The sequence below is a fragment of the Pseudomonas sp. S2_C03 genome (assembly GCF_054668405.1).
This window is the reverse complement of the sequence record NZ_CP162766.1, coordinates 3,541,066-3,555,349: the sequence shown is the minus strand read 5'-3', so window position 1 is coordinate 3,555,349 and position 14,284 is coordinate 3,541,066. Positions and strand designations below refer to the sequence as shown.

Genomic DNA, 14,284 nt, shown 5'->3' with positions numbered 1-14,284 from the left:
CGCCTGCTCAATGTGTTTTTAAGCAACATCGGCGCACGACCGGAACTGCTGATCCTGAGCCTCATGGTGATGATCATTGCGATGCTGATCATTCCCTTGCCGACGGTGCTGGTGGATTTTCTGATCGGCCTGAACATCGTCATTTCGCTGTTGGTGTTCATGGGCTCGTTCTACATCGAGCGCATCCTCGCTTACTCGACTTTTCCTGCGTTATTGCTACTGACCACGCTGTTTCGCCTGGCGCTGTCGATCAGCACGAGCCGCCTGATCCTCAGCCAGGCCGATGCCGGTGAGATCATTGCCTCATTCGGCGAATTCGTGATTGGCGAGAGCCTGGTGGTGGGCTTCGTGATCTTTTCCATCGTCACCATTGTCCAGTTCATCGTGATCACCAAAGGTTCGGAGCGGGTCGCCGAAGTGGCGGCTCGGTTCTCCCTGGACGGGATGCCGGGCAAGCAGATGAGCATCGACGGCGATCTCAAGGCAGGTGCACTCAGCGCCGAGGAAGCCCGGGAAAAACGCAGCGTGCTGGAGCGTGAAAGCCAGTTGTACGGCTCCTTTGACGGTGCAATGAAATTCATCAAGGGCGATGCGATTGCCGGCATCGTCATCATCTTCGTCAACTTCATCGGCGGCATGGCCATCGGGGTCGGGCAATTGGGCTTGGACATGTCCACCGCCCTGTCGACCTACACCCTGTTGACCATCGGCGATGGCCTGGTCGCGCAGATTCCCGCGCTGCTGATCGCCATTGGTGCCGGGTTCATCGTCACCCGCGTCAACGGCGACGACAGCAACCTGGGGCGCAACATGCTCACGCAGACCCTGGGCAACCCGTTCGTGCTGGGGGTGACGGCGCTGCTGGCATTGGGGGTAGGCCTGCTGCCGGGTTTTCCGTTGTTGACCTTTGTGCCCATCGCCGCGTTGTTGGCCTCGGTGGTGTATTGGCGCCAACGGCGGGGCACCGGGCAGGCGGGCCCGCACGCCCCGGCCAGCGAGCCGGATGCGCTGAACCCAGGCCCGGGGTTGCTCGATGACATCGACCACATCGCGACCCAAACCATTGCCCTGATGCTGTTGGTGCCCACCGCCCAACTGGGCGGTTTGATCAAGGCCCGTTGGGCTGCGCGTTTTCGCAGCCAGTTTTTCGTCGACTACGGCCTGCGCATTCCCGAACCGCTGCTGCGTGGCAACGACGGCCTGCCGGCGCATCAGGTGGCGGTGCTGATCAACGAAGTGCGTGCCGAGCAGTTCGATATCCATTTCGATCACTGGCGCCTGCTCGACTACTCGCCGGATCTGGAACCGCTGGGGTTCTCCCTGGTGCGCGGCAAGGACAGCAATCGCCAGGGCGGCGTGTGGGTCAATGCTGTCGACAGGGAGCAGGTCCTGCAACTGGGCTATCAACTGCGGGCGGCCGATGAAGAATGTTATCGCTGCCTGGTGACTTTGCTGGCACGGCATATCCAGGAGTTTTTTGGCGTCCAGGAAACCAAGCAATTGCTCGATGAAGCGGAAAGCCGGTACCCCGACCTGCTCAAGGAGGTGTATCGCCACGTCACGGTGCAGAAGGTCGCTGAAGTGCTGCAACGGCTGGTCGGTGAGCGTATTTCCGTTCGCAACCTCAAGCTGATCCTTGAGTCGCTGGCCTATTGGGCCTCGCGGGAAAAGGACGTGCTGGCCCTGGTCGAACACATTCGCGGGACGATGGCGCGCTACATCAGCAACAAATTCGCCCAGGGCAATGACCTGCGGGTTTTGCTGTTGTCGCCGGAGTTCGAAGACGTGGTGCGACGGGGCATCCGGCAGACGTCGGGTGGCAGTTTCATCAACCTGGAACCGGCCGAGGCCGAGGATCTGATGGACCGCCTGGGTGTCGGCCTGGACAACCTGCACATTGCGCACAAGGACATGGTGCTGCTGTGTTCGGTCGATGTGCGGCGCTACCTCAAGAAGCTCATTGAAGGGCGCTTCCGTGAACTGGACGTGATGTCGTACGGCGAAGTGTCCGAGACCGTTTCAGTCAATGTCCTCAAGACGATTTGAACGCCCGATGAACGACCTCCTGACCCCCCTGCAATTGGAACGGCGCGCGGCGCACCCGCTGCGTTTGCGGGGCCCCTTGCTCGAAGCGGCACTGGACAATGTCGTGGTGGGTGAAATCTGCGAAGTACGCGGTCACTGGCGCTCGCCGCAGGTGGCGGCGCGGGCGCAGGTGATCGGTTTCCAACCCGACGCGGTGGTGCTCAGCCTGCTGGGCGACGGCAGGGGGTTGTCCAGGGCGTCCATGATCGTGCCCACGGGCGCGACTTTGCGCCTCAACTGCAGCGAGGCGCTGCTGGGCAGTGTGGTCGATCCCCAGGGGCAGATTGTTGAGCGACTGGCACCGCCGAGCACCGAGGCACCTCAGGCGTATCCGGTGGATGCCAATCCTCCGGCGTATTACCAGCGGCGGCCGGTGACACAGGCGCTGAGCACCGGTATCCGGGTCATCGATGGCCTGCTGACCTGCGGGGTCGGGCAGCGCATCGGTCTGTTCGCCTCGGCGGGGTCGGGCAAGACCACCTTGATCAACATGCTGATCAGTCACAGCGATGCCGACGTTTTTGTCATCGGCCTGGTCGGTGAGCGTGGGCGTGAAGTGACCGAATTCATCGAGAGCCTGCGCCAGTCGCCCCGACGAGCACAGTGCGTGGTGGTGTTCGCGACTTCGGATTACTCCTCGGTGGATCGCTGCAATAGCGCGTTGCTGGCCACGACCATCGCCGAGTATTTCCGCGATCAAGGCCGGCATGTGCTGTTGTTGATGGACTCGCTGACCCGCTACGCCAGGGCGCGTCGCGACCTGGCCCTGGCGGCTGGCGAGGCGCCGGCCCGTCGGGGTTATCCCGCGTCGGTGTTCGACGCCTTGCCGCGATTACTGGAACGGCCGGGCGTCACTGCCAGCGGCAGCATCACGGCCTGGTACACGGTGCTGTTGGAAAGTGACGACGAACCGGACCCGATTGCCGAAGAGATCCGCTCGATTCTCGACGGCCATCTCGAGCTCAGCCGCGCGCTCGCCGCCAAAGGGCATTACCCGGCGATCGATGTCTTGCGCAGCGTCAGCCGAGTGGCCACCCAAGTGACCGGCGCGCAGACGCAGCAATTGGCCGCGTCGGTGCGCGCCGACCTGGCTCGCCTGGAGCAATTGCAGGTATTTCTCGACATGGGCGAGTACACCGCGGGTGTCGATGCCGCCAACGACCAGGCATTGCAACGCCGCGAGGCCCTGACCTGTTGGCTGCGTCAACCGACGGCCGAACATTGTCCCCCGGACGAAACCCTGCGGAGCCTCGATGAACTCTTTGCCTGACCGACAGCGCCTGTTGTCCCTGCGCCAAATGCGCCAGCAACGTGCGCAACGGGCGCTGCACCAGACTCACCAGCAGTTGCAGCCACTGCTGCGTGAACTCTCGGCATTCGACGGCCAGGAGGCCTCGTTGCGCAATCTGCTGGCCAGCCATCGCGCCAGCGATTGCACCCTGGATTGCAGGCAGCTGTTGGCGTTGTTACGTACCCAGGCAGTGATCCGACGACAGATTGATCTGCTGCGCCTGGAGCGCGATCACGTCGCCGGGCAGTGCAGGCAACTGGAGCAGTTGCTGCACCAGCAACAGCAGCAGTTGGGTGATGCGCGGCGTCAGTACGAGACGTGCGCGCGGTCTGTGCAGCAAATGGCACGTACGCAATGGCTGGAGCGATTGCGCCGAGAAGAACGAGACAGCGAAGAAATGATGGGAGCAGGGCGATGAACGACGTTTCCTCGGTTACACCGGCGGCGGCACCGAGTGGGTTACCCGATCACGAAGTGATCGCCCATGGGCCGTCGGTTTTGCGCGTACCGGCTCAACTGGATGAACTGCCGCAAGGCGTGCTGGATTTGCTGGCAATGCTGGTGGTGCAGCCCCTATCCAATGGTGGTGCTGTCCAAACGCGGGCCCTTGCGGGGGAAAAGCGCCCTGAGCGTGCAGCGCAGCGACGACTCGACTTACCCGTGAAGGCGCCCGTGCAGCCAACGACCCCCTCCCTGAGTGTGACGCCAAACATCGTCGATACCTTGGCCGACGCGCCTGGCCCTCTGCCCATCGAGCAAGCGGTTGATGTCCCGGTGATTCCCTCTGTCGACGAGGCCGAAGTCTCCATCAACCTATACGGCACACGCCCCGTACATTCGGGCCAGCCGCTCTTGCTCCCGACCACTCCGACACCAACCCCAAAACCCGTCCTCGAGATGAAGAGTGAAACGCCGTTGGCACCTTACCCAGGTCTGTTGCAGGTGCCCTTCAACAAAGGTGTGGTCAGCGGGCAGGTGACGGTCACTCGAGAATCCGAGGAGCCGGCGCGCACGCTGCTGCTCACTCCGAGCAACGGCCAGGTGTTCGACCACCTCAAGGAACCGTTCGAACACCTGCGCGATCCCGGTTGGCGGTTGGTGGATCAGCGGGGTGAGCAACCGCGTCAGGATGCCCGGCAAGCACGTGAAGACGAACCGCAAGAGTCACCTGAATGAGTTCGTTGCAGTTGCGCCGGGTAGAGGCCGTGACGCACGCCCGCGTAAAAGCGGTGCAGGACTGGCGCCAGGCCGGTCAGCGTGCGGGGCTGGGCCGGCTGACGCGACAAACGACTTACCTGAGGTTTTGCGCTGGCGACTGGCGTGGCCTGGTCAGCCCCCACGAGTGGCTCCAGCACACGTTGCCGCAACTGCACGCCTGGATGCCCGGGGAAGGTTCGGCCACGAGCATCGCGCACCTTTTCCAGTCCGTGCCGCAACCGTTGCTGCCGCAGGTGCAGGCATTGCGTTACCAGGCACTGACCGAGATTGAACTGGTCACTGGGCAGGCCCTGCCGGGCGACGACTTGCCATGGCTCGACACGCCGCGCGGACGAGTGTGGGTGACGCAGCTGCCGACGCGGCGACCGGTCAGTGGACAGCCGTCATCGACGCGCGGGTTGCAGGATTTGCCACTGCATCTGCAGTGGCTGCTGGGTATCAGTTACCTCACTCATGGCAGTTTGGCGAGGCTGGGGCAGGGCGATGTCCTGCGTATTGAGTATCGAACCGACCGCTGTCTGCTGGACAGTCGTTGCATTGGCGTTTTCACGTTCACTGAAGAGGGGCTACACATGCAAGCAACGGTCGCCGACCAGCCCATCGCCGCGCCGGACGAACTGACGACTCTGCCAGTGCGCCTTGAATTCCTGCTCGCCTCCCAGGCGACTGATCTGGGCACGCTGGCGCGGATATTGGATGGACAACTCATCGCGTTGCCGAGCGATGCTGCCCGTCACATCGAGATACGCGCCAATGGCAAATCCGTTGCCCGTGGCGAGCTGGTGCAACTGGACGACGGGTTGGGGATCGAGGTGCTCCAGGTGTACGCGGCAGAGCAGTCGCGATGAACGATGTCTCGCTGATTGCACTGCTGGCATTCGCTTCGCTGCTGCCTTTCCTGGTGGCGGCGGGCACCTGCTACATCAAGTTTTCCATCGTGTTTGTCATCGTGCGCAACGCCTTGGGTTTGCAGCAGGTGCCGTCGAATATGACCCTCAATGCGATCGCCTTGATGCTGGCGATTTTCGTCATGACGCCGGTCATGAAACAGGGCTATCGCTATTACAAGGAAGAGGCGGTCGCCTTCACCGACATCGAGTCGGTGGTCGATTTTGCCGAGAACGGCCTCGGTGGCTACAAGGATTACCTGCGCAAGTACACGGACCCTGAACTGGCACTGTTCTTCGAGCGCGCGCAAGCGGTGCAGAGCGATGACGAGAGCAGCGTGGCCGACGATGAGGCGCTTGCGCCCTCGCTGTTCGCCTTGTTGCCGGCCTACGCGCTGAGTGAAATCAAAAGCGCGTTCAAGATCGGTTTTTACCTGTACCTGCCTTTTGTGATCGTTGACCTGGTGATTTCCAGCATCCTGCTCGCGCTGGGCATGATGATGATGAGCCCGGTGATCATTTCGGTGCCGATCAAACTGGTGTTGTTCGTTGCGCTCGATGGCTGGGCGCTGCTGTCGACCGGCTTGGTCAGGCAATACCTGACCCTGCTGGCCTAGGGGCGCCTGTGAACGATCTGGTGTATGCCGGCAATAAAACCCTGTACCTGATTTTGCTGATGGTGGCCTGGCCGATCATCGTCGCCACGGTGGTCGGCCTGGTGGTTGGCCTGGTCCAGACGGTGACTCAGTTGCAGGAGCAGACGCTGCCTTTCGGTTTCAAGCTGCTGGCGGTGGCGGCGTGCCTGTTTCTGCTGTCGGGATGGTATGGTGAAACCCTGCTCGATTTCAGCCGTGAAGTCATCCGCCTGGCGTTGGCTTAGCGGGATGTCGGTGACGCTGTTCTTCGATCTGTACGCCTGGTTTGCTGGCGCGCTCGTGGGATTCGCGCGGCTGGCGCCGATGTTCTTCATGCTGCCGTTCCTCAACAGTGGCGTGCTGACCGGAGCACCCCGGCAGGCGGTGATCCTGCTGGTGGCGGCCGGGTTCTGGGGATATATAGGCGAGCCGCTGCCGCGTCTCGACAGCCTGGCGTTTCTCGGCTTGCTGCTGCGCGAAGCCGGGATTGGTGTGTTGCTCGGGTGCCTGTTGTGCTGGCCTTTCTGGGTCCTGCACGCCATGGGCAACCTGATTGATAACCAGCGCGGGGCTTTGCTCAGCAGTACCGTCGACCCCGCCAACGGCGTGGATACCTCGGAGCTGGCGAACTTTCTGCAACTGTTTGCCGCCGTGGTGTATCTCGAAGGCGGTGGTCTGCTGTTGATGCTCGAGACCGTCGGCCATAGCTATCGCCTGTGTGCACCGGTCACCTCCTGCGCCGTGAACGTGCAGGCGCTGTTCGGCCTGCTCGATGCGCTGATGGACAAAATGTTGGTCATCAGCGCGCCGGTGGTGGCCACCTTGTTGATCAGTGAAGCGCTGCTGGGTCTCCTTTCGCGGTATGCACCGCAGATGAACGCGTTTTTAGTGTCGCTGACCATCAAGAGCCTGGTGGCACTGGCGGTGCTGATGGCGTATTTCGGCGTGCACTTGCCCGATGAAGTCCTGCGCATGGCACCCAGTTTGCCAATGCTCGAACGGCACCTGACTGTCGACGGGGAGGCGGGCAATGTCCTCCAGCGCTTCGAAGACTGAGAAACCCACCGCCAAGCGCCTGCGTGATGCTTCGCGCAAAGGGCAGACGTTCAAGGCGCGGGATCTGGTGGTCACCTGCCTGACGCTTTGCGGCATCGCCTACATGGTGTTCAACAGTTCGCTGCTGGACCTGATGGAAGGCTATCGACGCATCATCGCCTCGGGTTTTAACGCCGACCTGCAGCAGTATTCGGCGACACTGGTCGTGGTGGGGCTCAAGGTGCTGGTGCCGATGCTGGTGGTGTGTGTCCTGACCAGCGCCGTTCCGGCATTGCTGCAAAGCGGCTTCGCCATGGCCAGCGAAGCCCTGAAGCTGAACTTCGGCGCATTGAACCCGATCAATGGCCTGAAAAAACTGTTCAGCCTGCGCACGCTCAAGGACACGGTCAAAGCGCTGTTGTACCTGGGCAGTTTTGCCCTGGCCCTGTGGATTGTCTGGATCACCCAGCGCAAATTGCTGTTTGCCCAGCTGTTTGCCCGCACCCGGGATCTGTTTTCGATCTGGGGCCACTTGCTGCTGGTGCTGGTGTTGGCGTTTCTGCTCTGCGTGCTGTTGATCGTGGTGCTCGATGCGCTGAGTGAATACTGGCTGTTCATGCGCGATCAGAAGATGGACAAGGACGCCGTCAAGCGTGAACACAAGGAGCTGGACGGCGACCCGCAGATCAAGGGGCGCCGCCGCGACCTGCACCTGGAGTTGTTGTCCGAGCAGGTCAAATCCGATGTGCGCAGCTCACGGATGATCATCGCCAACCCCACTCACATCGCCATCGGCGTGTATTTCCGGCCGGAAATCACCGTACTGCCTTTCATCTCCCTGATGGAAACCAACCAACGCGCCCTGGCCGTCCGGGCGTATGCCAACAAAGTCGGCGTCCCGGTCATCAACGACCCCGCCCTGGCCCGGCGCATCTACAAGACCCACCAGCGCTACAGCTTTCTCCAGGTGCAGGAGGTCGAGGAAGTGCTGCGCCTGTTGATCTGGCTGGAACAAGTCGAGCAGGCCTGACGCATTCCCGTAGGCGCTGCCGGTCGAGGCTCGATGGCTCGCGAGGCTTGCATGAGCGCTATTTGGCAGCGCTGCCTCGTGATGCTTTGGCTCAATGCAGTGGCCAGTAGCGCTGGCAATTTTTCAGGAGTGTGGCCGATGAGTCGCGACAAGCAACAACACGAACAGGTCGCCATGGACGTCGTCGATGCCGTCCTGGGTGGGGCGACATTGAAGGAGGTGCAGGGACTTCGCGACGAACACATGGACGGCCTGTATGGCTTCGCCTTCAAGTTCTATGAACAGGGGCGGCTGGACGATGCCGAGAAGTTTTTCCACTTCCTGTGCATCTACGACTTTTACAACAGCCATTACTGGATGGGTTTGGCGGCGGTGCATCAGCTCAAGCACAACCACCAGAAAGCGATCGACCTGTACGCCATCGCCTTCGCCCAGGGCCGCAACGACTATCGACCGATGTTCTACACCGGTCAGTGCCAGCTCGCCCTGGGCAAGATTGGCAAGGCCAGGTCGTGTTTCCAGTACGTGCTTGAACAGGCCACGCAAGAGGACTTGCGCCAACAGGCCCAGGTGTACCTCGACACGCTGGCCCCCATCGAAGAGAACTGAACATGAGCGAAATCAGCAGCACATTCATTCCGGTTTTTACGCCAGTTCCTGGCCGTTCCGAACGCTTGGACGACAAGCCTACGAAGCTGGACGCCGTGAATTACCACAAGGCAGGCCAGGAAGCGCTGGGGGACCTGATGTCGGTTCAATACGACGCGGGTGCGCGAACGCCCGTCGAGGTCATCGGCCGGCCGCAATTGCACCCGCCCCTGGCCCGCGACAATGGCAAGGCATCGCAGGGTGATCTGTTCACGTTGCTCATGGCGATGATCAGCGAGCTGCTCGGCGAGGTCGATGTCAACAAGCTGAAAAACCGGTTGACGATGTTGCAAAGCCTGGCGAGCGCGAGGCAACAGGGCCACGAAAAACTGGCGGCCAAATACACGTCGGCGGTGGCTGCGATGGAAGCGGCGGAAGGCGCCGTGGACCTCGGTCGACAACAGTTGGAACCTTTGCATGAGCGCGTTCAATACCTGCAGCGCCAATTGACTGAAAGCGAAACCCGCCTGGCAGGGCTGGCGCCCGGCTCTCCTGAACAGGTGAACGAAGTGGCTGTTCGCGACCGTCTCGAAACCGAATTGGCCAAGGCGACCCGGGTGTTCGAGAAAACTATGGATGCCCAACTGAAACTGATCGAGACCGCCAATGCCGCCGCCCGGTCCCTGCTGGTCGTGGCTCGTCAGGTGGAGCAGGCGGGCGTGATTGGCCCGTCGATCAGCCAAGCCGATGAAAAAGCGCTCAATGCCAATGCCCTGGCCTTGCTCAACCGGTTGAAGATCATCGAACTGCTGGGGGACGCCGCGCAGAACAAGGAAGAACTCAACCAGGCGTTGTTGCTGGAACTGCAGGCCCGGTTGCAGGAAAAAATGAAGGTTGAGTCGGAAAAATACCTGGAAGAAGTCCGTAAAGCCGAAGCATTGCAGAAGACCATGGGCTGTGTCGGCAAGATCGTCGGCGCCCTGGTGTCCATCGCCAGCATTGTCGCGGGCGTCCTGACGGTCAACCCGGTGCTGATTGCCGTAGGCGTGATCGGTGCCGCCATCATGATTGCCGAAGAGGTGGTCAAGCAAGCCACCGGAACGTCGTTCATGGGCGAAGTGATGAAGCCGCTGACGGCGGTGATGCAGGAAGCCGTGAAGCTGTTTACCGAGCTGTACACAAAGACGTTGATGGCCTTGGGTGTCGATGAAAAAACGGCGAAGGACATCGGCCAGATCGCCGGCATGATCGCAGGCATCGCCGCCACACTCGCCGCAATCGTTCTCACGGCCATGGTCGGAATCAAGGTGATTGGCCCGATGCTTGGCGCCATCGCGTCGAAAATCGGCGCGGTGGTGGCGCAAGCCGCACCGGCGGCGGTGCAGGCCACCAGGCAACTGGCGTCCTCGCTCGGCAATACCCTGACCCAGATGCTCAGCCAACTGCGCCATTTCGTCAGTAACGGTGCGGACCCGGTGACGTTGGCCCGTTACGCGGCCAGGGTCGAAATCGCCCAGGCTGTCACCGAGTTTGCGGGCGTCGGTGCGCAGGGGGCGCTGGGTGTCCAGAGCGGTGCGCATCAGGCCCAGGCCGCCCGGCACCTGGCGGATGTGCGGGTGCGCACGGCCATCAACGAGCAAATTACGAGCTATCTGACGCAGGTGGTCGAGGATTATGGCAAGGCGATGCAGGACCGCAGCCGACAGATCGAGCAAGTCCTTGCCGACCAGCAACGCAGCCATGCGGTCAGTCTGAGCGTGGCCCGCAACGTCTGAATTCACGGATAGAAGGAGTTTTCCATGATCATCAATACCAGCATTGCGCCTCTTCCCCTGTCACAAGGCCTGGCGATAGCGGACAGAGCATTGCTTTCGCCCAATGACTCGGACCTCCAGCGGCTGGTCGGGCAGGGACAGGTTTTGCAAGCGTTGTCGGACACTTCGCCAGAGGAACTGGCGCGCGCCATCAACGGCTATCAACCCAACGAGTCCGATCAGCGTGATTGGCTCGCCGCCACGCTGGCGGCAGGCGATGAAGTGCGCAACGATCTGATCTTCGACCCCGGCGCCTGGGAGAAGCACGCCAACGTGTTGGTCGCCGCGATCATCGCGTTGAATGTCGCACGGGTGGCCAACGCCCAGCTTAGAGGGCATTTCAGCGTGATGGCCTCTGACGCCGCCAAGTCCCAGGGCGCGGCGATTGTCGAGTCGGGCAAGGCCGCGATGTACAGCGCCATCACGGCCGCAGTGGTTTCGGGGGCCATCGCCGGTTTTGCACTGCTCAAGAACTTTCAGGGGCAGGGACTCAAGCAGGCAGACATTGATCTGCACAAGCGCAATTCGCTGGATGCCGGCACCCTGGAGCGTGACTTGCAGCAGGCGCGCGCCCGCGATGACTGGAACCCGGACACCCCTTACAAGGTGACCACTTTCGATGATTTTGCCCGCCTGAAAACCGTCGATTTCAAACCCCAGGGCTCGACGTTGAGCGCTCAGGAGCAAGCCTGGTTCAACCGTGAAATCATCAAGGCGCAGAACGTCGGGCGAACGTCCGACTGGCTGAGCCAGGCGAGCGGAAAAGGCATTGAAAAGCGCCTGGAAATCGGCCGTGCGCTCAACGCGATGTCGATGAGCCTCAGCCAGGTCGTGACGAGCATGGTGCGTGTGGGCGAGCACGCCGCGCGGGAGAGGGAGGTCCTGCAACAAAGTGCACAGAGCGTGCAAAAAGGCCTGGGCGATGAAGTCGCGCAAAAGGACTCGGCGGATGCCGCGTTGTTGCAAAAACTCATGGAAATAGCCATGCAGTTGTTTCAGTCACGGATAGACGTGATCAGCAAATTGGCCTGATCGGAGAACTGCATGAACATTGTCGACTTCATAGCGCCCCAGAATCGCCAGACCGTAGATTCCCACCAAGTCGCCGACATCCCCCAGCCGTCCGAATTACCCGCAGCAGCGAAGGTTGACCCACCTCTGGCCCAACTGTTGGAACAAGCGAGCAAAGGGGTCAATCGCCAACTTGGCAACCTGCTGAGGGTCCAGCCACCCGCTGAAAAGCTGACGAGTCTGTTGTTGACAGGCGCTACTGCGCAAGCCGACATCACCGCGTTTAGTGAGCAGCTCGAGGGTCAACGCATTCGCGGCCAAATCTGGGCGCAGCAAGTGGACCGGACGGGTACGCTGATGGCGCATGTGCAGCACACCCTGCCCGAGGCAGAGCAGGACCGTCTCATTGCCGCTCAACAGCATGTGTGGGCCGAACTGGACGACAAGGCTGCACTGCCTGGGAACATTGCCGACGCCTTGGATCGGCGTGATGCCCCGCCTGGTGATTTCTTCGGCAAACTGCGCGAACTGATTGAGCTGATCAAGAACAGCTACCTCGCCGTCTATCAACACATCATCGATGGCTTCACCCGGTTCTTCGGCGACTTCAACCAGGCGATCACCGCCAAGCTGAAGGACTGGATCGAAGGTGTGAAGGACGGCAAGGAGGTCAAGCTGGACGTGGGGCAGCTTGCAGCAGCGTTGCGCACACTGGTGCGCAAATATTCGCCACCCAATCCCGCCGCCGTATTGTTCCCGGCTCCGGGGATGAGCAACGGCGCGAACAGGGCAGAGGCACAAAAGTGGCTGGCGGCGCTGGGCCTGCCGGCCGAAAGCCTCAGGAAAAACACCAACGGCACCTACAGCGTGGTCATGGACCTCAGCCCCTTGAACACCATGATCAGCCAACTGCCGACGGGGGCCCGTGTCACCTGGGATTCCGCCCGGTTCCAGTCCTGGCAAACCGGCTTCAACGCCCAGGAGGAGCGACTGAAGAACATGCTGCAATCCTTCACCCAGAAATACTCCAACGCCAATGCCTACCACGATAACTTCAACAAGATCCTGTCTTCGCACCTGAGTCAGTATGCGGAGATGCTCAGGGCGATGCTCAACATCTGACAGGCACGGTATTTTTACGGTTTTGTCCTACGGCAACAGTCGACTTTCCTTTCGCGCAGATGTGATATCGCCCTGCGGAATCATCGCACTCAACTTCCTATAGTCACGCAGCTTGTCATCTTGAGCCCGCTCTACGGCGGGCTCGATTGCGTTTCAGTACCTTCCTGTAGAGAAGTTTTCCAATATGGACAGTGCAACTGATGAAAAGCCGGGCCGGTCATTTGTGTTTGACCGCTGGCTACTGCAAAGCGACGGAACGCTGATGCGAGATGGACACGGAGTCCATGTACCCCCCAAAGAACTGAGTGTGTTGCGCTTGCTGCTGGCATCGGCGGGCAAGGTGATCACCAAGGATCATCTGCTCGACTGTGCATGGCCGGCGATCGATGCCGGCGAGGAATCGTTGACCCGCTGCATTTACGCCTTGCGCAAGCTGCTCAGGGACAACAAGGATTACATTGCAACGGTATACGGCAAGGGTTATCGGTTCACTTGCCCGGTGGTGGCACTAAGGGTTAACGAACAGACAGCGGCCAAGGTCTCGTCCTTGGCTGTCCTGCCGTTTCGCGGTGTGAGTCAATCGCTGGCGCTCGATTGGCAGGACGCAATGATCCGCCAGTTGACCACGGCATTCGGCGAGGCACTTCACGTCGTTCCATCAAGCTTGATGGTCGCCTATGACCCACCTGTCGACACGCGGGGTATGGTCGAGGAGCTGATGGCGGATTTTTACCTGACAGGGCGGCATGTGCAGCGCGAGGGTGGACAACAGTGGTCGACCGAGTTGATACGCGGCAGCGATCATGCGCTGTTGCACGCACAGGCGCTGCCGGGGGAGAGCCTGGAAGAGGCGCTCGGCGAATTGACCCGTCTGGTTGCCCAGCGTTTGCCGGGCCTGCGCCCTTGTGCCAATACGTGCTCGTCCTACCCGGCCGTGGTGGCTTACCTCAATGGGTTATGCAACGTTCAGCAACACACCCCGCAAAGCCTGCGCGAAGCACTGGTGCAGTTCCGTCATGGCCTGCAGTTGGATGAGCGCTACGCTCCCGCCTGGTGTGGCCTGGTCGATGTCTGGCTGGGGCAGGCGATGCTTGGATTGTGCGATCAGGACGACGCCATTGACCTGGCGCAGTCGGCGGTCGCCAGAGCACTGACGCTGGACCCTGGCAGCACGTCAGCCATCGCACGGCTTGCCTTGCTGACCAGCCTGCGTGGTTGCGAGGAAGCTGCGCAAGTGCTGTTCCGACGTTGCCTGCTGGCCGCCGACCAGGCCGATGTGCATTTCCTGCATGGGTGGCATCTCTGGTTTTGGCATCGTAATGGGCAGGCAATCCAGAGCCTCGACAGGTGCCTGCACCATGATCCCCATTGCATACGGGCAAAGTTGCTGCGAGCGCGCATCGCCCAGGCCGGTGAGCCCGGGCAAATCATCGGCGTCGTCTCGGCGGGGCATCCGGCGGTTTTGCCGAGTCGCCCCAGCCCTCTGTTCAATTCTGATGAGGCTGGGGCCGTCACCGCATAATTGGGTCAGGAACCGCACGTGCAGGGCCTCTAGCATGGGGGTACTT

The 14,284-nt window shown here is 61.1% G+C and carries 14 protein-coding genes; all 14 read left to right on the top strand.

Features of this window, described 5'->3' with window-relative positions:
* The first annotated feature begins 3 nt into the window (after positions 1-3).
* The 14 genes from AB4N64_RS16385 (at position 4) to AB4N64_RS16320 (ending at position 14,238) form a co-directional block, all read left to right on the top strand.
* Positions 4-2,046 (top strand): EscV/YscV/HrcV family type III secretion system export apparatus protein, encoded by a 2,043-nt coding sequence (locus tag AB4N64_RS16385; RefSeq protein ID WP_460126777.1) that lies wholly within the window; start codon positions 4-6, stop codon positions 2,044-2,046.
* Positions 2,047-2,053: 7 nt separating this feature from the next.
* Positions 2,054-3,355: a type III secretion system ATPase SctN gene (sctN, locus tag AB4N64_RS16380; protein WP_460116954.1), complete on the top strand. Its 1,302-nt coding sequence runs from the start codon at positions 2,054-2,056 to the stop codon at positions 3,353-3,355.
* The gene (locus tag AB4N64_RS16375) at positions 3,339-3,794 is read left to right on the top strand and encodes a type III secretion protein (protein WP_460116953.1); all 456 of its coding nucleotides are present in this window, start codon (positions 3,339-3,341) and stop codon (positions 3,792-3,794) included. Before sctN ends, AB4N64_RS16375 begins: the two co-directional genes overlap by 17 nt.
* Positions 3,791-4,552, top strand: a complete 762-nt coding sequence (locus AB4N64_RS16370) for a SpaN/EivJ family type III secretion system needle length determinant (protein WP_460116952.1) — start codon at positions 3,791-3,793, stop codon at positions 4,550-4,552. The genes AB4N64_RS16375 and AB4N64_RS16370 overlap by 4 nt, the downstream gene beginning before the upstream one ends.
* Positions 4,549-5,442 (top strand): FliM/FliN family flagellar motor switch protein, encoded by an 894-nt coding sequence (locus AB4N64_RS16365; RefSeq protein WP_460116951.1) that lies wholly within the window; start codon positions 4,549-4,551, stop codon positions 5,440-5,442. Before AB4N64_RS16370 ends, AB4N64_RS16365 begins: the two co-directional genes overlap by 4 nt.
* The gene (locus AB4N64_RS16360; protein ID WP_460116950.1) at positions 5,439-6,098 is read left to right on the top strand and encodes an EscR/YscR/HrcR family type III secretion system export apparatus protein; all 660 of its coding nucleotides are present in this window, start codon (positions 5,439-5,441) and stop codon (positions 6,096-6,098) included. The genes AB4N64_RS16365 and AB4N64_RS16360 overlap by 4 nt, the downstream gene beginning before the upstream one ends.
* An 8-nt stretch (positions 6,099-6,106) precedes the next feature.
* Positions 6,107-6,361: an EscS/YscS/HrcS family type III secretion system export apparatus protein gene (locus AB4N64_RS16355; protein ID WP_460116949.1), complete on the top strand. Its 255-nt coding sequence runs from the start codon at positions 6,107-6,109 to the stop codon at positions 6,359-6,361.
* Between the two features lie 4 nt (positions 6,362-6,365).
* Positions 6,366-7,172, top strand: a complete 807-nt coding sequence (gene sctT, locus AB4N64_RS16350; protein ID WP_460126775.1) for a type III secretion system export apparatus subunit SctT — start codon at positions 6,366-6,368, stop codon at positions 7,170-7,172.
* Complete coding sequence (locus tag AB4N64_RS16345) at positions 7,147-8,181, top strand: EscU/YscU/HrcU family type III secretion system export apparatus switch protein (protein ID WP_460116948.1); 1,035 nt, start codon at positions 7,147-7,149, stop codon at positions 8,179-8,181. Before sctT ends, AB4N64_RS16345 begins: the two co-directional genes overlap by 26 nt.
* A gap of 138 nt (positions 8,182-8,319) precedes the next feature.
* Positions 8,320-8,790 (top strand): type III secretion system translocator chaperone SicA, encoded by a 471-nt coding sequence (sicA, locus tag AB4N64_RS16340; protein WP_460116947.1) that lies wholly within the window; start codon positions 8,320-8,322, stop codon positions 8,788-8,790.
* A 2-nt stretch (positions 8,791-8,792) separates the two neighbouring features.
* Complete coding sequence (gene sctE, locus AB4N64_RS16335; protein ID WP_460116946.1) at positions 8,793-10,544, top strand: type III secretion system translocon subunit SctE; 1,752 nt, start codon at positions 8,793-8,795, stop codon at positions 10,542-10,544.
* 24 nt (positions 10,545-10,568) lie between these two features.
* Positions 10,569-11,615: a cell invasion protein gene (locus AB4N64_RS16330; RefSeq protein ID WP_460116945.1), complete on the top strand. Its 1,047-nt coding sequence runs from the start codon at positions 10,569-10,571 to the stop codon at positions 11,613-11,615.
* Positions 11,616-11,627: 12 nt separating this feature from the next.
* Positions 11,628-12,716 carry an IpaD/SipD/SspD family type III secretion system needle tip protein gene (locus tag AB4N64_RS16325; RefSeq protein WP_460116944.1) on the top strand — a complete coding sequence of 363 codons (1,089 nt, stop codon included), beginning with the start codon at positions 11,628-11,630 and terminating at the stop codon, positions 12,714-12,716.
* Positions 12,717-12,900: 184 nt separating this feature from the next.
* Positions 12,901-14,238, top strand: coding sequence for a winged helix-turn-helix domain-containing protein (locus tag AB4N64_RS16320; protein WP_460116943.1), 1,338 nt, complete (start codon positions 12,901-12,903; stop codon positions 14,236-14,238).
* The last annotated feature ends 46 nt before the right edge of the window (positions 14,239-14,284 follow it).